A 22,939-nucleotide genomic window follows, 5' to 3' on the forward strand; every position below is an offset into this window, starting at 1 on the left:
GAGTGATTATTTAAGATTCACTCTCAACTTTATCATCTTTTTTAGAATCATTATCGTCTTCAGATTTTTCATCTTTTTGGTCTGATTCTTTTTGTTTTGTCTTTTTCTCGTAAGAATTTATCATTTCTGGTTTCTTAAAAGGACGTTCACCAAAAATCTCTATAAGATTATCTTTGAAAATAACTTCCTTTTCCAAGAGTAACTCAGCTAGCTCAGTCAATTGATCTTTGTGCTTTGTCAATATTTCTATAGCTCTTTTGTATTGCTCTTCGATTAATTTTGAAATCTCTTCATCAATTAATTCTGAAGTTTTATCGCTATACGGCTTAGTAAAGTTATATTCTGATTGACCTGAAGAATCATAATAAGTTATGTTTCCAATTTTATCATTTAAGCCATAAATAGTGACCATGGCTTTAGCCTGTTTTGTTACTTTTTCTAAATCACTTAAGGCACCTGTGGATATCTTGTCGAAAATTATTTTTTCGGCAGCTCGACCACCCATTGTTGCACACATCTCATCAAGAATTTGTTCAGTCCTTACAATCTGGCGTTCTTCTGGTAAGTACCAGGCAGCCCCTAGAGATTGACCTCTTGGTACAATAGTAACTTTGACTAATGGCGCTGCATATTCCAACATCCAACTTACTGTAGCGTGGCCAGCTTCATGAAAAGCAATAGCACGCTTTTCTTCAACTGTCATGATCTTATTTTTCTTTTCAAGTCCACCTACAATTCTATCAACTGCATCTAGGAAATCTTGTTTTCCTACAGCTTTACTGTTATTTCTGGCTGCAATTAAGGCTGCTTCATTACATAAATTTGCTATATCTGCGCCGGAAAAACCAGGAGTTTGTTTTGCTAAAAACTCTGTATTTAGTTCATTGTCTACCTTTTTAAGTGGCTTTAAGTGAACTTCAAAAATTTCTTCTCTTTCCCTCACATCTGGTAAGTCAACATAAATCTGTCTATCAAATCGACCTGCTCTCATTAAAGCTTTGTCAAGAACATCTGCACGGTTTGTCGCTGCAATAACAATTACATTGGTATTGGTTCCAAAACCATCCATTTCTGTCAGAAGTTGATTAAGTGTGTTTTCTCTTTCATCATTAGATCCTGACATATTTCCTTTACCTCTGGATCTACCTATAGCGTCAATCTCATCAATAAATATAATGGATGGTGATTTATCTTTGGCTTGTTTAAAGAGATCTCTTACTCTTGAAGCTCCTACACCTACAAACATTTCTACGAAATCTGAACCTGATAAAGAGAAGAATGGTACTCCAGCCTCACCGGCTACGGCCTTTGCAAGCAAAGTTTTACCAGTTCCAGGAGGACCTACAAGCAATGCTCCCTTAGGAATTTTTCCACCAAGGTTCGTATATTTATCGGGGTGCTTTAGGAAATCAACAATTTCCTGCACTTCATCTTTAGCTCCTTCTAATCCTGCAACATCTTTGAAAGAAGTTTTAACATCTTTCTTCTCATCAAACAATTTCGCTTTGGATTTACCAATGTTGAAAAGTTGTCCTCCAGGACCACCGCCGCCACCTTTACTCATTCGTTTCATAATGAATATCCAGATGCCGACAATTAAAATGATAGGAAGTAAACCAATTAATATTTCACTGAAATAATTTGATCGGGTTTCATAATAAACTTGAGTATTCAAGTTTTTTTCTTCCTTTATTTTTTCAATTGTATTTTCAAAATTTTGCAGATCTCCAAATTCAAATGAATAATCTGGACCACCTGAAGAAGCAAAAACTTGTTCATCATCAGATCCTGAGTGTTCAGGTTTAGACTTAGCTTCTGTGGTTAGAAAAATTTCGGCTATTCTTGAATTTTTAATGATATTGACTTTGTCAACATCTCCTTCTTTTAAAAATTTCTCAAACTGAGCTGGACTTGTTTTTTCAGGATCACTGAATCCACTGCCTCCAAAAAGCTGAACCCCTAAAAAGATAACTATAATTCCAATATATATCCAATAAGAATTAAATTTAGGCTTTTTAGGGTCTTTATTTTCGTTTTTCTTTTGCGTTGCTTTTTTAGCCATTCTCTACTTTTATCTTGTTTAGTAATTAGATTCAATAGACGTTATCTTAGCGTCTCCCCATAAGCTTTCAATATCGTAATATTCTCTGATCTGTTTTTGGAAAATGTGAACAACAACATCTACATAATCCATTAAAACCCACTGTGAATTTTCTAGTCCTTCAACATGCCAAGGCTTGTCTTGAAGAGCTTTACTTACCACTTTCCTTACAGAGCTTTCAATAGCATCTACTTGTGTATTAGAATTACCAGAGCAGACAATGAAATAATCACAAACCGTATTTTCAATCTCTCTTAAATCTATAATTTCAATATCATTACCCTTAATATCTTCTATGCCTTGTATTATGTGTATAATAAGCTGATCTATTTGTTCTTTTTTTGTACTCATTAAAAGTTTAAATTTTAACGCAAAAATAGTTTTTTAATCCCTTTTTTTGCGCCAGTTAACAAAAGATTATTCGATATCTAACCGTTCTCATGAAAGTTGTCAAAGTTGATGCCACAAGTTCTACAAATAGCTTTTTAAAAGATTTTGTAAAATCACATTCTAAAAAACAAATTTACTGTGTAGTCGCCCATCACCAAATAGAAGGGAGAGGGCAGAGAGGGACTTCATGGGTGAGTGAGCCTGGGAAAAACCTCACATTTAGTGTCTACTTACCGGAATTGAAGTCTATACATAATGATACTTTCAAGCTCAGTGCCCTTGTAGCCCTGGCTATTAAAAATGTTTTAGTGAAGTATGACATTCCTAAACTTTCGATTAAATGGCCTAACGACATCCTGTCACATCAGCATAAAATTGGAGGAATATTGATAGAGAATATGATTACTCAGAATAAAGAAGGTGCTAGCGTAGTGGGTGTCGGTCTTAATGTGAACCAAGACCATTTCTCAGGTCTTCCAAAAGCTTCTTCAATGAAGTTAATGAGCAACACATCTTTTGACCTTGATGATTTACTTAACGATTTGTTAGTGGAGTTTGAAAAAATCCCAAACCTCTTCAATTCCACGAGTTTGAAATCTATTCTTTCAACTTATTATGATTCCTTGTTTAAATACAATAAAGTGACTATGCTTCAATTTCCAGATGGAACTCTTGCACAAGGTTTAATAAGAGGTATCGATAACCATGGCAAATTAGTGGTTGAATTTGACGAGGATCGATTGGAATCTTTTGACATTAAAGAAATTCAAATTAAATTCTAAAGCACCAAAATTGATCTTCATTAAAAAGTAAAGCCAATTCTGAAGTCAAAAAAATCTGCCACGTGACGGTGAGCTTTTAGATTAAAACCTGCGAAAATATGACTTGAAAAATTGTAAGTCAGCCCGTAGCGCTGATAGATGTCATCATTTATTCTGTAGTCATTATAATAATAAAAACCTATGTGTTGACTGAAAGTTACTTTACCAAGCCAAAACTCGTGTCCTACTAGTGCTGCAGCCTGTAAAAAACTATTGTCTGTATTGTCCAAACGAATTTGTTTTCGTCTTGAATAATCAAAAATTATTTCTGTACCACCAGAAACAGCACTTCTTCTCCCTATCCATGTGCTGAAATATCCAGCGACACCAAATACATAAAATTTATCCTGATCTCCCACTGTTGCGTTACTCCATCCAGAAAAATGTACAATTGATAGTCTTGAAAGTTTGTCTGGAGGTTTTCTGTTTTCAACCTTTTGAAAATCAGGAAAAACAATAGGATGTAAGCTTCTATTGATCCTAAAACTAACTGAGGGAAAATTAATCCCTTTATTTGGAGCTTTGATGCCACCGTTGGAAGTGTGATTGTACTTGGCCAAAAGTCCGATACTCCATTTATTCGTCAGTCGGTAGTCTATGCCAGCTCCAGCCATTATGGCAAAACTCAAACTTGTACTGTAAGATAAGTTTTGAGGATTATTTTCAGCATCAAAAGGTCTGGAGAGGTATGTGCCTCCAAGACCAGCTCTGAAAAAGAAACTCATTCGTTTATGAGTTCTAAAATAAGGCTCTACAAAACCCATGACAAGTAAACCGCTTCCGAGAATATCTGGATTATCCCAGCTCCAGTAGGCAGCCTCTACCCCGAATCTTGGAAGGCAGTTGCAAAATTCCCATGCATTTTTTGTTAGTAATATTTTACTCCATTCCAAACCAATGCCTACTGGAAAAGCATTATCTAACTCTCTCAAATTTTCTGAATGCTGAAGAATATAACCGTAGTCAAAACTTATTCCAAGAATAGTGGGCTTGCTGTCAATTTTATTACCTTGGTTTTGCGACCAGAGCATAATATTGCAGCTAATTAAATACAAGAGGATTATAACAAATAATTTTTTCATTTATCTGAAAATTATGTAGTGCTTATATTTAAATCCAAATATTGATGCATTAAGTTTTTTAGTTATTACTTCTTTTTAGAATTTGAAACCCGAATTAAAATTGATTCTTAGATTGAAATTATTAAAATAATAAATTCAGAAAAAATTGAAGTTAATAGTTAATTTGTAATTGAATTATCTATATTTGCAATTCGAAAATTTTAAGTCAACTGTAAATAATTAAGCATTATATGTTAGTAGTTAAAGTAAAAGATGGTGAGAAAATTGAAAGAGCTCTTAAACGCTTAAAACGTAAGTTTAGAGATACTAAAGTTCTTCAAACACTTCGTGATAAAAAACAATTCACGAAAAAATCTGTAGAAAAAAGACAAAATCTTAAGAAAGCACAATACATCCAGTCTCTAAGAGAGAAAGAGAATATGTAATATGTTTACTCTAAGTTGATTATAACCCTGTGATATTCTTATCACAGGGTATTTTTGTTTAAGATAATATTTCAAAATCTACTACATAGCCTTCGCTATTTCTCACATTGAAAACAATATCATTTTCAAAAATCAAATATTGCCCCTTGATACCTTTCAGCTTTCCTTTATAGGTATTGTTTTTTTCCAGATTCAAGCTTTTTAATTTCTTTGGATATTCTAAAACCGGAAAATTTATATTGAATTCCTGACTGGTTGATAAGTAATAATCTTTTGCCTCGTCGGGTATAAATTCCTTTAACTTTTCTCTTTCCTCTACAAGGTTTTTATCCTGGATTTCATTTTTGAGCATGGTTCGCCAATTGGTCTTATCAGCAACATGTTTTTTCAATTCAACTTCAGTTATACCTGCTAAGTATCGGTTTGGTGTTTCCAGTATAGCAATAGCCTCGTGAGCTCCTTGATCGATCCATCGCGTAGGAATTTGGCTTTTGCGAGTTACACCTACTTTGACATTACTAGAATTCGCTAAGTATACAATATGAGGTTGCAACTGAACTTTTTTCTCATAATCCAAATCTCTGTCTTCTTCGCCTAAATGGGCCTTGCTCAATTCTGGATGCATGATCCATTCACCAGCATTTGGAATTTCCTGAAAGCAATCATAACAAAATCCCTGTCTAAATATTTTTTTGTTTTTGCTACAGTTAAGACACTGATATTCCACAAAGTAAAAAGCCACTTCTTTGTCCAATAATTGGTTTAAATGAACGACGTCGTTTTCAAATTCCAAAAAATAATCAACCTCTTGGTTATTCTCCGTTTTCATTTTTCTTAAGACTCCTCTATATTGCATTTTTTATTATGTTTGATGATTCTTGGTTACCTTATTAAACCTACTTATTTATGTCAATACCAATTGTAAATTCTATAGCTTCCTGGATATTAAAGAAGCGTATTCATCATATGGAATTGTTTAAAAAGCATCCCAATGAAGTTCAAAACGAATTGCTACTTGATTTGGTTTATAAAGCCCAAAATACGGAATTTGGAAAAACCTATGGCTTTGATGAAATAAATAATTACGAAACTTTTAAAGAGCGCATACCAGTTCAAACTTATGAAAATTTTGAAGCTACTTTCGAGAGGTGCAGGCAAGGAGAAAAGAATTTAATTTGGCCTTCACCTATTACAATGTTTGCAAAGTCTAGTGGAACTACGGGCGCTAAAAGTAAATTTATTCCAGTAAGTCAGGAAGCTTTAGAGGATTGTCATTATGCGGCCAGCAAGGATTTATTATGCATGTATTTAAATAATAATCCAGACTCTAAGTTATTCACCGGCAAAAGTCTCAGGTTAGGAGGGAGTAAAGAGATCTACCAGGATAAAGGAACCTCTTATGGAGATCTTTCTGCTCTACTCATACATAATATGCCATTTTGGGCAAGTTATAGTAGTACGCCGGGGAACAGTGTCTCCTTGATGAGTGACTGGGAAACAAAAATGCAAGCTATAGTGGATGAAACTATCAAAGAGCGTGTAACAAGCCTTGCAGGGGTTCCTTCCTGGATGCTTGTATTGTTAAATGATGTTTTGAAAACTTCAGGGAAAAATAGCATCGATGAAGTTTGGCCAGATCTGGAAGTATATTTTCATGGAGGCGTGAGTTTTGAGCCTTACCGAATCCAGTACGAGCAGATCATACCATCGAGCAAAATGAAGTATTACGAAATATACAATGCTTCAGAAGGTTTTTTTGCTGCTCAGGATCTTAATGATTCTAAAGATTTATTATTGATGCTCGATTATGGGATTTTCTTTGAGTTTATACCGATGTCAACTTACGGAACGCCAAAGGAGAAAGTCATCAGTTTGAGCGAAGTTGAAATTGATACCAATTATGCAATAGTAATTACTACAAACTCTGGATTATGGAGGTATAAAATTGGAGATACGCTGCGATTCACCTCTTTGGATCCCTTCAGGATAAGAGTGACAGGAAGGACAAAGCATCATATCAATGCATTTGGAGAAGAGCTCATTATTGAAAATGCTGAAGCTGCAGTAAAGAAAACAGCTTTTGAACTCAATTGTGAAGTAATGGAATATACGGCGGCACCTGTTTTTATGAAAGGGAAAAAGAAAGGGGCGCATGAGTGGATTTTGGAATTTAAAACACCACCTGAAAGTCTTTCTGATTTTCAAATTTGTTTGGATAAAAATCTTCAGGAAATCAATAGTGATTATGAAGCTAAGCGATATAACAATATGACACTAGACCTTTTGAAAATTCACCAGGCCAAGCCCAAGCTTTTTCAAAATTGGTTAAAACAACACAATAAACTTGGTGGTCAACATAAGATTCCACGATTATCGAATAATCGGGAACACTTGGAAGAATTGTTGGCTCTAAACGGAAATTGAGTCTATATTTGTCAATTCAAAACTTATTTTGAATGATCAATACCAAAAAACAAGCTCTTTATACTGCATTTATTATAATAGGAGCAATTATGTTGATTTATGACCTCACTGGAAAAAATGAAAACGTTTATTTAAAAATTGGCGGACTTCTTATACTTATGATAGGTCTTTACAATTCAACTAAACAGTGGGCAAGCGACAATCCTAAAGACGATAATACTCCTGAAGATGAAAAATAAAAACTTTCAAATAGGTGATAAAGTTGAATTGATCGATGATGATGTGTCTGGAATTGTCACTAAAGTTGAAAGTAATGAAGTTGTTTTTGAGACTTCAGATGGTTTTGAAATGAAAGTTCCGTTTTCGCTTGTTGTCAAAATTGATGGCCAATTGGATGTGGATCTTAAGGATGATATTTTGCTTCAAAAATTGAAGTCAGATTTAAACCCAAAACGAAAAGGGCCTTCTCAAAAGCCAAAACGCCAGCAACCCGCTATGGAAGTGGATCTTCATATTCATAATATTGTTGATAAAACATCACATCTATCCAATTTTGAAATGCTCAACATCCAGCTTGAGCATAGCAGAAGGAAAATTGAATTTGCTATTGAAAAGCGAATCAAACGCATTGTTTTTATTCATGGAGTAGGTCAAGGCGTTCTTAAAGCTGAATTGCATACTCTTTTTAGACGTTATGATCAAGTCGAATTTTACGATGCCGACTATCAAAAATATGGTCTTGGTGCCACTGAAATTTATATCTACGATCAATAATTACTTATCAACTTTTTTAAAATGAAGTTTACCCGACGTAAATTAGATTTAATCTTAAATTTGCAAAAAAAATAAATTCATGGAAAACGGAATATACGCACATTTCAACACGGAAAAAGGTAAAATTATAGTTCAACTTGCTTTCGATAAAACACCTGGTACAGTTGGGAACTTTATAGGGCTAGCTGAAGGAAAAATCGAAAACTCAGCTAAAGATTTAGGAACTCCCTATTATAATGGATTAGTCTTTCACAGAGTAATCGATAACTTTATGATACAGGGAGGAGACCCAAAAGGAAATGGAACTGGTGGACCAGGTTATCAGTTTGATGATGAAATTAACCCTGACTTGAGGCATGACCGTTCTGGAGTGTTATCTATGGCAAATGCGGGGCCAGGCACTAATGGGAGTCAGTTTTTTATCACACACGGAGCAACACCTTGGCTAGATGGAAAGCACACAGTCTTTGGTTATGTTGTAGAAGGACAGGACGTTGTCGACAGCATCGAAGGGAAAGACAGCCTAAATTCAGTTGAAATAGAAAGAATTGGAGAAGAAGCTAAAGCCTTTGATGCAGTAAAAAGTTTTGAGAAATTCAACTCCTCTAAGGCAGAAAGAGAAGCTAAATTAAAAGCTGAAGCTGCTAAAAGGCTTGATGAAATTTCTAAAGGTTTTAAAGAAACTGAAAGTGGACTTCGTTACCAAATCATCAATGAAGGATCTGGAGCAAAACCGAATAAAGGTCAGGAAGTGAGTGTTCATTACAAAGGAAGTCTGGTAGACGGAACCGTGTTTGATTCTTCATACAAAAGAAAACAACCTATCGAATTTCCAGTGGGAGCAGGTCATGTGATTGAAGGTTGGGATGAAGGTCTTTTATTATTGAATCAAGGGACAAAAGCTCAATTCGTCATTCCTCCTCACTTAGCTTACGGAGATAGAGAAGTAGGTGGAGTAATTCCTGCAAATTCTATTTTGGTTTTCGACTTAGAGTTGGTTGATATTAAATAGAAGTCATTATAAACAAAAACACCCCATAATTAGTTTTAAAATTATGGGGTATTTTTGTTTAACAGTCACTCATATTGACTTTAATGGCCAGTCCGCCTTCAGAAGTTTCTTTGTATTTGGACGTCATGTCTTGAGCCGTGTCCCACATAGTAGCAATCACTTTATCTAGAGGTACTTTAGCTTTGGTGGCATCAGATTCCATAGCAATTTCAGCAGCGTTGATCGCTTTGATGGCACCCATAGCATTACGCTCAATACAAGGGATCTGAACCAATCCGGCAATAGGATCACAGGTCATTCCAAGATGATGCTCCATTGCGATTTCGCTAGCCATCAGTACCTGCTCAGGAGTACCGCCCATCAACTCTGTAAGCGCACCAGCAGCCATAGCTGAAGATACACCAATCTCTGCCTGACAACCGCCCATAGCAGCTGAGATGGTTGCTCCTTTTTTGAATAAACTTCCTATTTCACCTGCAACCAACATGAATTGTTTTAAATCATCAAATGTGGCTTGATGGTTTTCGATTACCATATAGTACATCATCACCGCGGGTAATGTGCCGGAGCTACCATTGGTAGGAGCGGTGACGACACGACCTAGAGAAGCATTGACTTCATTGACAGATATGGCAAAACAGCTTACCCATTGTAATATTTGTCTGAATTTGACTTCTTTGGTTCTTATAGTCTCAAGCCATTCCTGGGGAGTGCTGTAGGTTTCAAATTTATGCTCTAAAAGGTTTTTGTTCATCCTTGCGGCTCTTCTATTGACGTTTAAACCCCCAGGCAGAGTGCCTTCTGTATGGCAGCCAATGTACATAGATTCCAGCATGACCTCCCAAACCTTCTCTAATCCAGAATGAATTTCGAGTTCATTTCTAAGCGATTTTTCGTTTCCAAGAACAATTTCTGATATGATCTTTTGTTCCTTCTTGCAGTGATCAAGTAACTCTTGAGCAGAATTAATCTGGTATGGGAAGCTTTTAAATTCTTCCTGCTTTTGTTTCGCATTTTCTCGATCTTCTTTTACTACAAATCCACCTCCTATGGAGTAAAATGTAGATTCTACTTTTTCGCCATTTTTTAAGTGCGCTATGTAAGTAATACCATTCGGGTGGAACTCCTTGAAATCTTTTTCAAAGACAACGTCGTTCTTAAAATCAAAATCGATGAACCTAGAATCGTCAAGATTCAATCTACCTTCATTTTTGACTCGGTCTATTTCTACATCAATATGAGTGATATCCATAGTTACAGGATCATGACCGCAAAGTCCTAAAATAGATGCAATATCCGTTGCATGACCTTTTCCTGTTAAAGACAAAGATCCGTAGAGATGTATCTTTATATTTTTAACCGAGTCTAAAAGGTCGTCATCCTTCAATTCTTCAATCCAACGTTGAGACGCACGCCAAGGTCCAAGTGTATGTGAACTTGATGGTCCAACACCGATCTTCAGCATATCAAAAACACTTATACATTCAATTTTCTTCATTATCACATCAATTTTTTATCAATGCTGTAAAGATGGGAGATTTTTTTTACATTTATTAGTGAATGTTCAATTTAAACAGAGAGCTTAAGATTTTTTTTCTTAAGGTATTTGATAAAAATGTTCATCATCGTCGCCAAGAATCTCCTTTTTTCTGAAATCAAAACGTTGGGAAATCCAGACGACCAATGTATGGTTTCTTACAAACCTTTGATTTTGAGATAATTTCACAAAACGATTCATGTAACCGACCTGAAAGCTTGTATTCTCAAGTCGTAAACCTAACGTAAGCCAGGTTCTATTCTGGTTAAAATGATTTGTAATAATGTTCTCACCAAAATTGATCAGAACTTCGTTACTTAAATTTATATAAGGCGTTCCAGAGAAAATCGTTTGTTTCTCAAAATGGTAACGCAAGCCAATAAGTAATCTTAAACGGTGGTTGAAGTTGAAATCATTTAATAGCTCTCCATTTGCAAAATTTTGCCTGTAACGCATATCATAACGGACACGATTTATCATAGTCCACCTTTCAGTTAACTCGTGGTTGGCAACTGTCTGCATCCAGGGGCGATGTTCGGTTCTGTTTAATTTAGTATCGTTGCTTTCTGTAGGGATATTCAAATAGGCATAACCTGCAGTGAGATAAAGCTTTTCAAAAAATGAGCGTGTAATTCCTGTCCTCGCTACAAAAAAACCATCGGGTACGTAATGAAAATCATTCCATAGCGAATAGTTTTCAGAAATTCTTGCACTGGTCATGTAACCGGTCCAGAATTGCCCCTGATTGATGATTTCTTTCTCTTGAGAAAAAGAAAAGTAACTCAAAAGGCAAATTGATAGTAGAATAAAGTTTTTAATCATAGGTGTTTACTCAAACATAAAATTAAATCTAATAGCAAGTGTCATCTTTTTATGACATGCTGTCACACTCTGTTGGCTGGCATAAAGATTGACTTTTGTTGAGCGAAGACAATAATAAGAATATAAAAATAAAAATTATGAGTAAGATTATAGGTATAGATTTAGGAACAACCAACTCTTGTGTCTCCGTAATGGAGGGTAATGAGCCAACAGTAATTCCTAATGCTGAAGGTAAAAGAACAACTCCATCTGTTATTGCTTTTGTAGAAGATGGTGAAATAAAGGTAGGTGATCCTGCAAAACGTCAGGCAGTTACCAATCCAGAAAAAACTATTTCCTCTATTAAAAGATTTATGGGAAATAAGTATTCTGAGTCAACTAAAGAAGTCAGCAGAGTACCTTACAAAGTTGTGAAAGGTGAAAATGATACAGCTCGTGTTGACATCGACGGAAGAATGTATACTCCACAAGAACTTTCTGCTATGATTCTTCAAAAAATGAAGAAAACAGCTGAAGATTATTTAGGTCAAGAAGTGACTGAAGCAGTCATTACAGTTCCTGCTTATTTTAACGACTCTCAAAGACAAGCAACCAAAGAAGCTGGTGAAATTGCTGGGTTAAAAGTGAGCAGAATTATTAACGAACCAACTGCTGCTGCTTTAGCATACGGTCTTGATAAAAAAGATAAAGATCAAAAAATCGCAGTATTTGACTTTGGTGGTGGTACACATGATGTCTCCATCCTAGAGTTGGGAGACGGAGTTTTTGAAGTACTAGCTACCGATGGTGATACTCACTTAGGTGGTGATGATGTCGATGAGGTAATCATTGACTGGTTAGCTGAAGAATTTATCAAAGATGAAGACATTGATCTTAGAAAGGATGCAATGGCACTTCAGAGATTGAAAGAAGCTGCAGAAAAAGCAAAAATTGAATTATCTTCTTCAAATTCAACAGAAATTAACCTACCATATGTTACAGCAACGCAAAGCGGACCTAAGCACTTGGTAAGAACATTTACAAGATCAAAATTTGAACAATTAATTTCAGGTCTTGTTAAAAGAACAATCACGCCGTGTGAGAAAGCTTTAAAAGCTGCAGGTTTGAATACAAGTGATATCGACGAAGTTATTTTAGTTGGTGGTTCAACTCGTATTCCAGCAGTGCAGAAAGCTGTGGAAGATTTCTTTGGTAAGAAACCAAGTAAAGGTGTAAACCCTGATGAGGTTGTAGCAATTGGTGCTGGAATTCAAGGTGGTGTTTTAACTGGTGATGTAAAAGATGTTTTATTACTTGATGTGACTCCACTTTCTCTTGGTATTGAAACTATGGGAGGTGTGATGACCAAATTGATTGAGTCTAACACAACTATTCCTTCTAAAAAATCTCAGGTATTTTCAACTGCTCAAGACAACCAGCCAAGTGTAGAAATACACGTATTGCAAGGTGAACGTCCAATGGCAACTGATAATAAAACAATTGGAAGATTTCACTTAGACGGTATTCCACCAGCAAAAAGAGGTGTTCCACAAATTGAAGTAACTTTCGATATTGATGCCAATGGTATCATCAAAGTAAGTGCTACAGATAAAGCTTCTGGTAAATCTCAAGACATTAGAATTGAAGCGTCTTCTGGATTGACTGAAGAGGAAATCAAGAAAATGAAGCAAGATGCTGAAGCTAATGCTGAAGCAGATAAAAAGTCTAAAGAAAAAGTAGATAAGCTAAATGAAGCAGATGCTATGATTTTCCAGACTGAAAGCCAAATGAAAGAATTTGGAGATAAAATTTCTGATGATAAGAAAAAGCCTATCGAAGAGGCGCTAGAAGAATTGAAAGCAGCTTATGAGACCAAAGAGCTTGAAACGATTACGCCAGCTTTAGATAAATTGAATGAAGCTTGGAAAACAGTCTCAGAAGAAATGTACAAAGCTCAAGCTGAATCTCAAGGCGGCGGAGGTGAACAACAACCAGGTCCAGATGCTGAAGATAAAAGCGGAAAAGACGATGGTGACGTTGAAGACGTAGACTTCGAAGAAGTTAAATAATTTAATTAGATATTGGTTAAGTTTGAAAAGCTGCTCACGAAAGTGAGTAGCTTTTTTTGTTATATTGGGTATTGAAATTAATTTTGACTCACGACTAACCCAAGTAATTAAAAACCTCATAAACAATATACCCAAGACCAAAGCAAACTAAAAAGAATAAGCAAACTTTAGAAAACAGCAAGTAGCCTGAGCTGATCATGATTTTATTATTCTTGTTTGTCATCAATTTCAAATTGAACCACGCCAGAACAGGAGATGCCAGAAATGACAATCCTGCAGCAAAATCTACTAAAACTGTAAATGTACTTTTCAGGGTATAAAGAATTCCGAGTGCTACCACTGGAATCACAATTATAAATAGTTGATAGGTCTTTTGTTCCTTACGACTCTGCTTACCGCTTTGTATCAATTTAGACATCACTCTCGGAAATGCATCAGTCACCGTTAAGGTCGTGCTAAACATAGTCACAAAAGCAATAAACGCAATTAAAACTCTACTCCATTCTCCCAAAGTTTGAGTGTACATTTCAATTAACTGGCCTGAGAAAGCAACACTCCCTGAAGCAAAACTGATATTGCTGTTATTCATGAGAAAAAGTCCCATCATGAAAAACAAAATGCCAAGTAAAGTGGCTGAGATATAACCTAAATTAAAATCAAATCCAGCTTCTTTTAAATTGGTTTGGTGGTGAGTTTGGTAAGCTTTTTCCTGTATCCAGATGGAATGCCAGACCGAAGCATCAATAGGAATTGGCATCCATCCCATTAAGGCTATGACAAAACCAACACCGCTGAGCGTCCATAATTCTGGTGATTTATTAAAACTGATGCTTGAAAAATCTATTTGAAAGGCTGCAACGACCACCGAAAATAGAGTGCAAACCGTCAGGAAACTGATCACAATCTTCATTAAGAAATCTAGCTTTTTGTATTTTCCTATTAATAAAATCAGAATACAAAAAATCAACAGAAGAAGACTCCATGTGAAATTTGACCAGCCAAATTCAAATAGATATTCAGCTAAACCAGCAGAAACTATTGTGACTGCAGCTTGGATAATAAACATGGTGGATATGGTAATCAATGCAAAAACTTTTAGATATCCTGGTCCAAGTGTTCTGTAGCCGTCAATCAGATTTTTTCCTGTTGCTGAGGCATATCTGGATCCAAATTCCATAAACGGATATTTGGTAAGACAAGCAATCAAGATCGCAAAGATCAAAACTACTCCATAATCAGCTCCGGCACGTGTGGCCTGGACCAAATGTGAAACTCCAATAGCAGCGCCAGCCAGAAGAAAGCCGGGTCCGATATGTCTTAATAAACCCCTCAAAGGCAAAGATTTTAGTTAACAATTTTATTATAATAATTTGAATGTACTACAATTTTAATAGCCAAATTATAAATTGAAACTACTGTCTAACATTACAGCTAATTTTAATTACTTTTGTGAATCAAAGGAAATTCGACGATGAGCCAAAAATTGCTTCTTAATGCAAAAGAAATCAATATTATACTTCAACGTTTAGCTTGTCAACTTGTTGAAAATCATAAAAATTTTGAAAATTCTGCACTCATAGGTATTCAGCCCAGAGGTAGCTTTTTGGCGAATCGACTTTATGACATTCTAAAGAAAGATTACGGCTTGACTTCTTTGAATTACGGTAAGCTAGACATTACTTTTTATCGGGATGATTTCAGACGTGGAGACAAGGTTTTAAAAGCCAGTGAAACAGATATCGATTTTATCGTTGAAAACAAACATGTCGTACTAATAGATGACGTTCTATTTACAGGAAGAAGCATACGTTCTGCGTTAACGGCCCTGCAGTCTTTTGGAAGACCTTCCAAAATCGAATTATTGACGCTTATTGACAGACGATTTAGCAGGCATTTGCCCATTCAGCCAGATTATAATGGAAGGAAAGTAGATGCTATCAATGATGAACATGTGAAAGTTTGCTGGATTGAAAATGATGGAGAGGATGCAATCTATTTATTGAAAAACTAGCCCTATACCATGAAAGAACTTAGTGTTTCAAATTTACTAGGAATCAAATACCTCTCTGCAGAAGACCTTCATCTTATTTTTGAAACTGCAGATCAGTTTAAAAAAGTTATCAACAGACCCATTAAAAAAGTTCCTAGTCTAAGAGACATTACCATAGCCAATCTCTTTTTTGAAAACAGCACACGGACCCGATTATCATTCGAATTGGCAGAAAAACGGCTGAGTGCAGATGTTATCAATTTTTCTGCATCGTCCTCTTCAGTTTCAAAGGGAGAAACCCTTATAGATACTGTAAATAATATTTTGGCGATGAAAGTGGATATGGTGGTGATGCGTCATCCCAATCCCGGTGCTGGAGTTTTTCTTTCCAAGCACGTCAACGCAAGTATCGTTAATGCAGGTGATGGCGCCCATGAACATCCTACACAAGCACTCCTGGATGTTTTTTCAATAAGAGAAAAATATGGAGATATATCAGGCAAAAAAATAGTGATAGTTGGAGATATAATGCATTCCAGAGTAGCCCTGAGCAATATTTTTGCACTTAAAAAGCTAGGTGCAGAAGTAAAAGTTTGTGGCCCCAATTCTCTGATGCCAAAACACATTGAAAGTCTAGGTGTGAAAGTTGAGTCCAACTTGATCAAAGCCCTGGAATGGTGTGATATTGCAAATATGTTAAGAGTTCAGCATGAGCGCATGGAACATTCTTATTTTCCAAGTACTAGAGAATATGTCCAGCAATATGGTGTCAATAAAACTTTATTGGAAACTTTAAGCAAGCCAATTACAATAATGCACCCTGGCCCAATTAATAGAGGTGTAGAAATCACAAGTGATGTGGCAGACTCTGAACATTCGATTATTCTCAATCAAGTAGAAAATGGAGTTGCTATTCGAATGGCTGTGATGTATTTACTAGCTTCAAAAATCAAAAACTATGAAAACTGAAGAAAAAGATAACTATATAATCCTTAGTGACGAAAAAGACGATGTAGAAGATTTCGCAAATTACCTCACAAGAATACAGGATCGATTCAAAGATCAAAATGTTGTTATTGATATTCAGAAATACGGTGAGTTAAAATTAGATCAACTTTTGATGTTTCTAAAGCTCTCTTTTGCTCATAGGAAGGGAAAGAAATCTTTGGTTATTGTGAACGATACCATAAATATCGATGCAGTGCCAGAAGAAATCCATGTCGTACCGACCTATCAAGAAGCAGAAGATTTAATTGGTCTTGAAGAAATTGAACGCGATTTGGGATTTTGATATGATGCAACTCACCATCTTAGGTTGTCATTCTGCAACGCCAAGGGCAAATGCACACCCTACTTCCCAAGTTTTGGATATCAATGGAGAACTCATGCTCATCGATTGTGGGGAAGGAACGCAAGTTCGCTTGAGAAAGTATAAAGTAAAATTTTCTCGCATTAGTCATATTTTCATTTCTCATTTACATGGGGATCATTACTTTGGACTGATTGGTTTGCTATCTACATTCAGTTTATTGAGCAGAACTGCAGAACTACATATCTATGCTCCACAAGGTTTGGAGGAAATTATCAAACTTCAACTCAAACTTAGTCATGCTTTTACTTCTTATCCTTTGACATTTCATCAGTTGGATTCAAGTAAGCCTGAATTGATTCTCGACAACGATAAACTTACTGTTGAAACTATTCCGCTAAAACATAGAATTTACACCAATGGATTTCTGTTCAAAGCTAAGCCTGGAGATAGAAAACTGTTAATTGACAAAGTTCAGAATCTAGACATTGATAAGGTGTATTACAAGAGTATTGTGAAAGGTAAAGATGTAATGACCAAGTCGGGTCAACTTATTAAAAACGGAGAACTAACAGAAGATCCCAAACCAGCTCCTAGTTATGCTTTTTGTAGTGATACGGTTTTCAAGCCGGACATTGTATCACAGATTAAGGGTGTGACTTTACTTTATCACGAATCTACTTTTTTGGAAGATCAAGAACATTTGTGTGATAAAACAAAACATTCTACTGCAAAACAAGCGGGAATTATCGCCCAAAAAGCTGGTGCTCAAAAATTAATTTTGGGGCATTTTTCTGCTCGGTATAAGAATTTATCCTTATTTGAAGAAGAAGCAAAAGTCGTTTTTGATAATGCAGAGAATGCAGAAACTGGTAAAATTTTCAGGTACGAATAGTTTCAATCTTTTCTGAATTCAATTGCTTCTGAAGCTATTATTTTTTAATTTGCTAACATGGAAAATAAACTACATGGTTATAGAAAATCCTATGAAAAATCTAGTCTGATTCGTGAGAATTTAGATGAAAATCCAATTCAACAATTCAGAAGTTGGTTTTATGATGTCGAAAAATTTGGAGGTTTGGATGAAGCTAATGCGATGACAGTTTCGACAATTGGTGAAGATGGTTTCCCTAAAAGCCGCGTTGTACTTCTGAAATCATACGATGAAAATGGCTTTGTTTTTTATACTAATTATGAAAGTGAAAAAGGAAAAGCTCTTTTGAATAATCCACATACGTGTTTGTCCTTTTTCTGGCCAAACACAGAACGGCAGGTGATCATAAAAGGTAAAGCTGAAAAGGTTTCTGAGGAGGTCTCAAACAATTATTTTGCATCCAGGCCAAAAGGCAGCCAGCTAGGCGCTTTGGTTTCCAATCAAAGCAGCGTCATCAAAAACCGAAAAGTATTGGAAGATGAATTGGAAGCTTTAGAAAAGAAATATGCCGACAAAGAAGTTCCTCGCCCAGAGAATTGGGGTGGATTTCTGGTAAGACCAGAATCTATTGAATTCTGGCAAGGTCGTCCAAACAGACTTCATGACAGGTTTCAATTTACAAAATCTGACTCTGAGTACGACTGGAAGATTGAACGTTTAGCTCCCTGATATGAAGCGACTAATTTTTGTAAGACACGGTAAGTCATCTTGGGAATCTCCTGTTGAAGATAAAGAAAGAGAACTGAAAAAACGTGCTTATGAAGATGCAGACCATGTCATCTCTACCTTCAAAGCTTACTTGGATTTTTCTCCTGAAGTATTCTCAAGCCCGGCAACTCGGTCAGTGACAACAGCCAAGCTATTCAAAAATCAACTAAATATTGAAGATCAACATTTTCATGTCATCCCGCAATTGTATACTTTCGATTCTGATGAGGTTCTTCAGTTTATTCGAAATATTGACGATGGTCTGGATAATGTAATGTTATTTGGTCATAATCCCGCTTATACAGAATTGGTCAATAGGCTTGGTAGTCTGCCAATTGAAAATCTACCTACAACAGGATTGGTGAGTATTATCTTTGAAATCGAATCCTGGAATCAAATTCAGAAAGGGGAAACCCATTTATACTTATTCCCAAAAAATTTACGCTAATGCGAGAAAATAAATATGGTAACAGAGAATTAAGTTGGTTGAAATTCAATCAACGCGTTCTTCAGGAAGCTGCAGATCCAAGTGTACCACTTATTGAGAGACTTAGGTTTTTAGGCATTTTCTCCAATAATTTAGATGAATTTTTTAAAGTGAGGTACGCTACAGTAAAGCGTATTGATTTGGCTGGGAAAGCAGGTAAAAAAGTTTTAGGGGGTTTCAACGCTGGACGTTTGCTAAAGGAAATCACTCAAATAGTTATCAAGAAGCAAGCGGAGAGCTTAGAGATTTTAGACTCTATACAAGAGCAGTTAAAGGATCATGATATTTTTGTCATAGATGAAAACGAGGTTACTTCAGAACAGGCTAAATTTTTAAAGGAATTTTTCCTTCAAAAGGTGAGTCCCGCATTGGTCACTATCATGTTAAATGATATTGATAAAGTTCCCAATTTAAAAGATTCAAAAGCTTACTTGGCTGTTAAGATGGTACAATTTGAAAAAGACCGACTTACAAATCGGTATATTTTGATTGAAATCCCTTCAAGTATTGAACGTTTTGTAGTTATTCCATCAACAGATCAAAAAAAGTACATCATATTGCTAGATGATTTAATCCGGTATAATTTAGATGTCATTTTCAATATTTTTGATTATACAAGCATTTCAGCGCATATGGTCAAAATAACCAGAGACGCAGAATTAGATCTTGAAGGTGACCTTAGTAAAAGTTACATCGAGAAGTTGATGGAAAGTGTAAAGGATAGAATTGAAGGAGATCCCGTGCGTTTTGTTTACGATAAGGAAATAGAGCAGGATACTTTAGATTTTCTTTTGAAGAAAATGGAAATTGATACCACTGATAGTTTAATACCAGGAGGAAAATATCACAACAGACGTGATTATATGAACTTTCCGGATCTTGGAGCTAAACATTTGCTATACGATAAAATTGAACCTTTGCCAATTCCAGGATTGGAAATTCAAGGAAGCTTGCTGGAGAAAATTTCAAAAAAGGACTACCTTCAGTACACACCGTATCAAACCTTTTCTTACACAGTAAAATTCCTTCGTGAGGCCGCCTTGGATCCAAAGGTCAAATCCATAAAAATTACCATCTACAGATTAGCGGCGGTTTCACATATTGCCAGTTCACTTATTAATGCAGCAAAGAACGGTAAGCGCGTAACGGTTTCCATTGAGCTGCAGGCACGTTTTGATGAGGCAAACAACATTAAGTATGCGGAGAAGATGGAACGCGAAGGCGTGAAACTTATCTTTGGAGTCACAGGACTAAAAGTGCACTGTAAGACTTGTGTTATTGAGCGTCTAGAAAATCAAAAGATAAAGTACTACGGATTTATTAGCACAGGTAATTTTAATGAAATTACCGCCAAAATTTACACCGATTATACACTGTTTACAGCTCACCAAGGTGTACTAAAGGATATTGAAAAAGTCTTTGATTTTTTTGAAGTCAATTATAAAATCAAAAGATATAAACATCTTATAGTGTCACCCCATTATACCCGATCAAAATTTTCAGATTTGATTGATCAGGAAATTTTCAATTGTAAAGCTGGTAAGAAGTCTGGAATTTCCATTAAAATGAATAGCTTGTCTGATTATGGAATGATAGATAAGCTGTACGAAGCTAGTAGAGCAGGAGTGAAGATAAGGTTGATAGTAAGAGGAATTAATTGTCTTATTCCGGAAGTAAAAGGGATGAGTGAAAACATACAATCTATAAGCATTGTTGATAAATTTTTAGAGCATCCTCGACTTTATATTTTTGAAAATGAAGAGCATCCAAAAGTGTTCATCTCTTCTGCAGACTGGATGACCAGAAATATAGATCATCGTGTGGAAGTCACCTGTCCTATATACGATGATGATATAAAGCAAGAACTTATTGAAACTTTTGAAATTTGCTGGAAAGACAATGTAAAAGCTAGAGATTTTGCTTCCAAAGAAGATAACTCTTACAGGAAAAAAGAGGGTGAAGATTTTAGAAGTCAGTTTGAAACCTACAACTACTATAAACAGAAACTTAAATCAATAGATAATAAACAATAAATATGCTATCCATCAAAAAATTTGCTGCAATTGATATTGGTTCCAATGCTGTGCGATTACTAATTTCTACAGTAACGGAGCCAGATAACAAACCAGTAACTTTTAAAAAAACATCGTTAGTTAGAGTTCCTATACGACTTGGGCAGGATGTGTTTACAAAATCTTATATATCAGATGAGAGCACAGAACGAATGATTGATACCATGAAGGCTTTCAGTCTTTTGATGAAATCTCACAGAATTGATGCTTACAGAGCCTGCGCAACATCTGCCATGAGAGATGCTAAAAATGGAAAAGCAGTGGCAGAGAAAATTGCTTCCGAATGCAAAATAGATATCGAAATTATAGATGGTTCTGATGAAGCCTCTATCATAGCAGCTACAGATTTACATACTCTGGTAGATAACAATAAAACTTATCTGTATGTTGATGTAGGTGGCGGAAGTACTGAGTTTACTTTATTTTCTGAAGGAAAAACTATTGAATCTAAATCTTTCAAACTTGGTACTGTTAGGATATTAAACAATACAATTACAGAAGAAGTCTGGAGTGAAGCTGAGCAGTGGATAAAAGACATAACCAAGCCCTATTCAAGAATTGAAATGGTTGGTTCTGGAGGAAATATCAATAATATCTTTAAGTCTAGCAACAAAAAGCTTGGGAAACCTCTATCTTACTTCTACCTGAGCTCATATTACCAGCTCTTAAACTCTCTTACTTTTGAAGAACGTATTTCTGAATTAAGTCTAAATGAAGACAGAGCAGATGTGATTATTCCTGCGACCAAGATTTATTTATCAGCTATGAAATGGAGTAAATCAAAATCTGTACATGTGCCTAAAATTGGTTTGGTTGACGGGATTATAAAATCACTCTATCAGAATATGAAATTGGTTAAAGCTTAGATAAAAGCTTGATGTAATTTCAAAGAGGCGATTATTAAAGATCTATTAATAAATCTTAACACCTGGCATTAAATAATTGATTATGCCATTATTTTTCAGGTGGATATTTTTCCAATACTTTGCCTACAAGAATTCTAAAAAATTCTTCTCGTTCTTTTCCTTTCAAATTCTCATTGAAATTTGCTTCAACTACACCTTGCCAGAATAAATCATTGGTGAGGCCATCTGCAAATTCAACAGTCAACGCAATACTGCGTTTTGTATTTTGAGGAGATACGGTTCCACCTATTCCCCCATTATAACCACCTATTCCAATGCCAAAATTACTGTTGGAGGTTCGATTGAATACTTCAGCATAAAAATTGACTTTAAAATCTGGAATTAATTTTTCTTTAAAGCCTTTTGCAGTCAGTGTATCTTGTATAGTGATATAAACTCTGTCTTCGTCAAGTTGTGACAATCCAGAATTTTCAATAGCATAAAACGCAAAATTTTTATATTCATCAAAATCAACGTCGGAGGCGTAATCTGTGAAGACTTTAGGGGAATTACAGGATACCAGTAGTACCGAAAGTAATATTAGACTAAGACTTGCTTTCATTTTTATTTGAAATTTATAAATTAGATTCCAATAAGAAATCCTTTTTAGCTAAACATTAAAGGTCTTCTCTCATTTTTTGAACTTTATCTTTAAGTTCATTCATATACTCAAGAACTTTATTTTGTATCGCTTCATCTTTCACACCAAGTATTTGCGCTGCAAGTATTCCTGCGTTTTTTGCTCCGTTTAAGGCAACTGTGGCAACAGGGACACCACCAGGCATTTGTAAAATAGATAAAATAGAATCCCATCCATCTATAGAATTGCTGGATTTTACGGGAACACCAATAACAGGAAGAGGAGTAATTGAAGCTACCATACCAGGTAAATGCGCTGCTCCACCAGCACCAGCTATAATGACATCAATACCATTTTTATGTGCATTTTTTCCAAAATCCATCATGTATTCTGGAGTTCTATGAGCAGATATGATATCAACTTCTAAGTCGATTCCAAATTCTTTCAATATATCTATAGCATCTTGCATGACCGGGAGATCACTCTTACTTCCCATGATGATTGCAACTTTATTCATA

At 35.6% G+C, this 22,939-nt stretch carries 24 protein-coding genes; 15 read left to right on the top strand and 9 right to left on the bottom strand.

Translation table 11 applies throughout. The features are described 5' to 3' along the window. Nucleotides 1–10: 10 nt before the first annotated feature. Together ftsH and rsfS are read right to left on the bottom strand one after the other, a co-directional pair. The gene (gene ftsH, locus LB449_RS04590) at nt 11–2,062 is read right to left on the bottom strand and encodes an ATP-dependent zinc metalloprotease FtsH (RefSeq protein WP_224453896.1); all 2,052 of its coding nucleotides are present in this window, start codon (nt 2,060–2,062) and stop codon (nt 11–13) included. Nucleotides 2,063–2,080: 18 nt separating this feature from the next. Next, nucleotides 2,081–2,452 carry a ribosome silencing factor gene (gene rsfS, locus LB449_RS04595; RefSeq protein ID WP_224453897.1) on the bottom strand — a complete coding sequence of 124 codons (372 nt, stop codon included), beginning with the start codon at nt 2,450–2,452 and terminating at the stop codon, nt 2,081–2,083. Nucleotides 2,453–2,541: 89 nt separating this feature from the next. Here rsfS and LB449_RS04600 point away from each other — a divergent pair, with 89 nt between their 5' ends. Next, the gene (locus tag LB449_RS04600; RefSeq protein WP_224453898.1) at nt 2,542–3,273 is read left to right on the top strand and encodes a biotin--[acetyl-CoA-carboxylase] ligase; all 732 of its coding nucleotides are present in this window, start codon (nt 2,542–2,544) and stop codon (nt 3,271–3,273) included. A gap of 20 nt (nt 3,274–3,293) precedes the next feature. Here the strand turns inward: LB449_RS04600 and LB449_RS04605 are convergent, their stop codons facing one another. Next, complete coding sequence (locus tag LB449_RS04605) at nt 3,294–4,343, bottom strand: acyloxyacyl hydrolase (protein ID WP_224453899.1); 1,050 nt, start codon at nt 4,341–4,343, stop codon at nt 3,294–3,296. 281 nt (nt 4,344–4,624) lie between these two features. On the opposite strand from LB449_RS04605, the gene rpsU reads away from it, so the two are divergent. Continuing rightward, complete coding sequence (rpsU, locus tag LB449_RS04610; protein ID WP_224453900.1) at nt 4,625–4,819, top strand: 30S ribosomal protein S21; 195 nt, start codon at nt 4,625–4,627, stop codon at nt 4,817–4,819. A 58-nt stretch (nt 4,820–4,877) separates the two neighbouring features. Here the strand turns inward: rpsU and LB449_RS04615 are convergent, their stop codons facing one another. After that, a complete protein-coding gene (locus LB449_RS04615; RefSeq protein WP_224453901.1) occupies nt 4,878–5,675 on the bottom strand; it encodes a DUF2797 domain-containing protein in 798 nt (265 codons plus the stop codon). A gap of 50 nt (nt 5,676–5,725) precedes the next feature. Between LB449_RS04615 and LB449_RS04620 the strand changes: the two genes are divergently transcribed. From LB449_RS04620 to LB449_RS04635, 4 genes are all read left to right on the top strand, one after another. After that, nucleotides 5,726–7,243 (top strand): GH3 auxin-responsive promoter family protein, encoded by a 1,518-nt coding sequence (locus LB449_RS04620; protein WP_224453902.1) that lies wholly within the window; start codon nt 5,726–5,728, stop codon nt 7,241–7,243. Between the two features lie 32 nt (nt 7,244–7,275). Then, nucleotides 7,276–7,482: a hypothetical protein gene (locus tag LB449_RS04625; protein WP_224453903.1), complete on the top strand. Its 207-nt coding sequence runs from the start codon at nt 7,276–7,278 to the stop codon at nt 7,480–7,482. Continuing rightward, complete coding sequence (locus tag LB449_RS04630; protein ID WP_224453904.1) at nt 7,472–8,017, top strand: Smr/MutS family protein; 546 nt, start codon at nt 7,472–7,474, stop codon at nt 8,015–8,017. The genes LB449_RS04625 and LB449_RS04630 overlap by 11 nt, the downstream gene beginning before the upstream one ends. A gap of 79 nt (nt 8,018–8,096) precedes the next feature. Then, nucleotides 8,097–9,029 (top strand): peptidylprolyl isomerase, encoded by a 933-nt coding sequence (locus tag LB449_RS04635; RefSeq protein ID WP_224453905.1) that lies wholly within the window; start codon nt 8,097–8,099, stop codon nt 9,027–9,029. Nucleotides 9,030–9,087: 58 nt separating this feature from the next. Here LB449_RS04635 and LB449_RS04640 read toward each other — a convergent pair whose 3' ends face one another. Beyond that, the gene (locus tag LB449_RS04640) at nt 9,088–10,527 is read right to left on the bottom strand and encodes an L-serine ammonia-lyase (RefSeq protein ID WP_224453906.1); all 1,440 of its coding nucleotides are present in this window, start codon (nt 10,525–10,527) and stop codon (nt 9,088–9,090) included. Between the two features lie 99 nt (nt 10,528–10,626). Beyond that, nucleotides 10,627–11,352: a DUF2490 domain-containing protein gene (locus tag LB449_RS04645; protein WP_224453907.1), complete on the bottom strand. Its 726-nt coding sequence runs from the start codon at nt 11,350–11,352 to the stop codon at nt 10,627–10,629. Nucleotides 11,353–11,525: 173 nt separating this feature from the next. Between LB449_RS04645 and dnaK the strand changes: the two genes are divergently transcribed. Continuing rightward, a complete protein-coding gene (dnaK, locus tag LB449_RS04650; protein WP_224453908.1) occupies nt 11,526–13,436 on the top strand; it encodes a molecular chaperone DnaK in 1,911 nt (636 codons plus the stop codon). Between the two features lie 94 nt (nt 13,437–13,530). On the opposite strand, the gene LB449_RS04655 is transcribed toward dnaK, so the two are convergent. After that, entirely contained in the window at nt 13,531–14,769 is a 1,239-nt protein-coding gene (locus tag LB449_RS04655) for an Nramp family divalent metal transporter (RefSeq protein ID WP_224453909.1), read from the bottom strand. Between the two features lie 138 nt (nt 14,770–14,907). Here LB449_RS04655 and pyrR point away from each other — a divergent pair, with 138 nt between their 5' ends. From pyrR to LB449_RS04695, 8 genes are read left to right on the top strand one after another with little or no spacing between them, the layout of a single operon-like run. Continuing rightward, a complete protein-coding gene (gene pyrR, locus LB449_RS04660; RefSeq protein ID WP_224453910.1) occupies nt 14,908–15,447 on the top strand; it encodes a bifunctional pyr operon transcriptional regulator/uracil phosphoribosyltransferase PyrR in 540 nt (179 codons plus the stop codon). A 9-nt stretch (nt 15,448–15,456) separates the two neighbouring features. Next, complete coding sequence (locus LB449_RS04665; RefSeq protein ID WP_224453911.1) at nt 15,457–16,395, top strand: aspartate carbamoyltransferase catalytic subunit; 939 nt, start codon at nt 15,457–15,459, stop codon at nt 16,393–16,395. After that, nucleotides 16,385–16,717: a ribonuclease Z gene (locus LB449_RS04670; protein WP_224453912.1), complete on the top strand. Its 333-nt coding sequence runs from the start codon at nt 16,385–16,387 to the stop codon at nt 16,715–16,717. Before LB449_RS04665 ends, LB449_RS04670 begins: the two co-directional genes overlap by 11 nt. Nucleotides 16,718–16,721: 4 nt before the next feature. Next, nucleotides 16,722–17,630, top strand: a complete 909-nt coding sequence (locus LB449_RS04675) for a ribonuclease Z (RefSeq protein ID WP_224454432.1) — start codon at nt 16,722–16,724, stop codon at nt 17,628–17,630. Between the two features lie 57 nt (nt 17,631–17,687). Beyond that, a complete protein-coding gene (pdxH, locus tag LB449_RS04680; RefSeq protein ID WP_224453913.1) occupies nt 17,688–18,338 on the top strand; it encodes a pyridoxamine 5'-phosphate oxidase in 651 nt (216 codons plus the stop codon). A 1-nt stretch (nt 18,339) separates the two neighbouring features. Then, nucleotides 18,340–18,825 (top strand): SixA phosphatase family protein, encoded by a 486-nt coding sequence (locus tag LB449_RS04685; RefSeq protein WP_224453914.1) that lies wholly within the window; start codon nt 18,340–18,342, stop codon nt 18,823–18,825. Next, on the top strand, nt 18,825–20,897 hold the full coding sequence (gene ppk1 / locus LB449_RS04690) for a polyphosphate kinase 1 (protein ID WP_224453915.1): 2,073 nt from the start codon (nt 18,825–18,827) through the stop codon (nt 20,895–20,897). The genes LB449_RS04685 and ppk1 overlap by 1 nt, the downstream gene beginning before the upstream one ends. A gap of 2 nt (nt 20,898–20,899) precedes the next feature. Next, nucleotides 20,900–21,802 carry a Ppx/GppA phosphatase family protein gene (locus LB449_RS04695; RefSeq protein WP_224453916.1) on the top strand — a complete coding sequence of 301 codons (903 nt, stop codon included), beginning with the start codon at nt 20,900–20,902 and terminating at the stop codon, nt 21,800–21,802. Nucleotides 21,803–21,890: 88 nt separating this feature from the next. On the opposite strand, the gene LB449_RS04700 is transcribed toward LB449_RS04695, so the two are convergent. Continuing rightward, the gene (locus tag LB449_RS04700) at nt 21,891–22,403 is read right to left on the bottom strand and encodes a DUF4136 domain-containing protein (protein WP_224453917.1); all 513 of its coding nucleotides are present in this window, start codon (nt 22,401–22,403) and stop codon (nt 21,891–21,893) included. A gap of 55 nt (nt 22,404–22,458) precedes the next feature. Continuing rightward, on the bottom strand, nt 22,459–22,938 hold the full coding sequence (gene purE / locus LB449_RS04705; protein WP_224453918.1) for a 5-(carboxyamino)imidazole ribonucleotide mutase: 480 nt from the start codon (nt 22,936–22,938) through the stop codon (nt 22,459–22,461). Nucleotide 22,939: the final 1 nt, after the last annotated feature.

It is taken from the genome of Psychroflexus lacisalsi, from assembly GCF_020164495.1.
GTDB lineage: Bacteria > Bacteroidota > Bacteroidia > Flavobacteriales > Flavobacteriaceae > Psychroflexus > Psychroflexus lacisalsi.

What these genes read in the sequence shown, in the direction of transcription:
- LB449_RS04605 (WP_224453899.1), bottom strand. Translation starts at nt 4,343, where the DNA reads ATGCTCTGGTCGCAAAACCAAGGTAATAAAATTGACAGCAAGCCCACT.
- LB449_RS04695 (WP_224453916.1), top strand. Translation starts at nt 20,900, where the DNA reads ATGCTATCCATCAAAAAATTTGCTGCAATTGATATTGGTTCCAATGCT.
- LB449_RS04670 (WP_224453912.1), top strand. Translation starts at nt 16,385, where the DNA reads ATGAAAACTGAAGAAAAAGATAACTATATAATCCTTAGTGACGAAAAA.
- rsfS (WP_224453897.1), bottom strand. Translation starts at nt 2,452, where the DNA reads ATGAGTACAAAAAAAGAACAAATAGATCAGCTTATTATACACATAATA.
- pyrR (WP_224453910.1), top strand. Translation starts at nt 14,908, where the DNA reads ATGAGCCAAAAATTGCTTCTTAATGCAAAAGAAATCAATATTATACTT.
- LB449_RS04635 (WP_224453905.1), top strand. Translation starts at nt 8,097, where the DNA reads ATGGAAAACGGAATATACGCACATTTCAACACGGAAAAAGGTAAAATT.
- rpsU (WP_224453900.1), top strand. Translation starts at nt 4,625, where the DNA reads ATGTTAGTAGTTAAAGTAAAAGATGGTGAGAAAATTGAAAGAGCTCTT.
- LB449_RS04700 (WP_224453917.1), bottom strand. Translation starts at nt 22,403, where the DNA reads ATGAAAGCAAGTCTTAGTCTAATATTACTTTCGGTACTACTGGTATCC.
- LB449_RS04630 (WP_224453904.1), top strand. Translation starts at nt 7,472, where the DNA reads ATGAAAAATAAAAACTTTCAAATAGGTGATAAAGTTGAATTGATCGAT.
- LB449_RS04675 (WP_224454432.1), top strand. Translation starts at nt 16,722, where the DNA reads ATGCAACTCACCATCTTAGGTTGTCATTCTGCAACGCCAAGGGCAAAT.
- purE (WP_224453918.1), bottom strand. Translation starts at nt 22,938, where the DNA reads ATGAATAAAGTTGCAATCATCATGGGAAGTAAGAGTGATCTCCCGGTC.
- LB449_RS04640 (WP_224453906.1), bottom strand. Translation starts at nt 10,527, where the DNA reads ATGAAGAAAATTGAATGTATAAGTGTTTTTGATATGCTGAAGATCGGT.
- LB449_RS04665 (WP_224453911.1), top strand. Translation starts at nt 15,457, where the DNA reads ATGAAAGAACTTAGTGTTTCAAATTTACTAGGAATCAAATACCTCTCT.
- LB449_RS04600 (WP_224453898.1), top strand. Translation starts at nt 2,542, where the DNA reads ATGAAAGTTGTCAAAGTTGATGCCACAAGTTCTACAAATAGCTTTTTA.
- ftsH (WP_224453896.1), bottom strand. Translation starts at nt 2,062, where the DNA reads ATGGCTAAAAAAGCAACGCAAAAGAAAAACGAAAATAAAGACCCTAAA.
- LB449_RS04685 (WP_224453914.1), top strand. Translation starts at nt 18,340, where the DNA reads ATGAAGCGACTAATTTTTGTAAGACACGGTAAGTCATCTTGGGAATCT.
- ppk1 (WP_224453915.1), top strand. Translation starts at nt 18,825, where the DNA reads ATGCGAGAAAATAAATATGGTAACAGAGAATTAAGTTGGTTGAAATTC.
- pdxH (WP_224453913.1), top strand. Translation starts at nt 17,688, where the DNA reads ATGGAAAATAAACTACATGGTTATAGAAAATCCTATGAAAAATCTAGT.
- LB449_RS04615 (WP_224453901.1), bottom strand. Translation starts at nt 5,675, where the DNA reads ATGCAATATAGAGGAGTCTTAAGAAAAATGAAAACGGAGAATAACCAA.
- LB449_RS04625 (WP_224453903.1), top strand. Translation starts at nt 7,276, where the DNA reads ATGATCAATACCAAAAAACAAGCTCTTTATACTGCATTTATTATAATA.
- dnaK (WP_224453908.1), top strand. Translation starts at nt 11,526, where the DNA reads ATGAGTAAGATTATAGGTATAGATTTAGGAACAACCAACTCTTGTGTC.
- LB449_RS04620 (WP_224453902.1), top strand. Translation starts at nt 5,726, where the DNA reads ATGTCAATACCAATTGTAAATTCTATAGCTTCCTGGATATTAAAGAAG.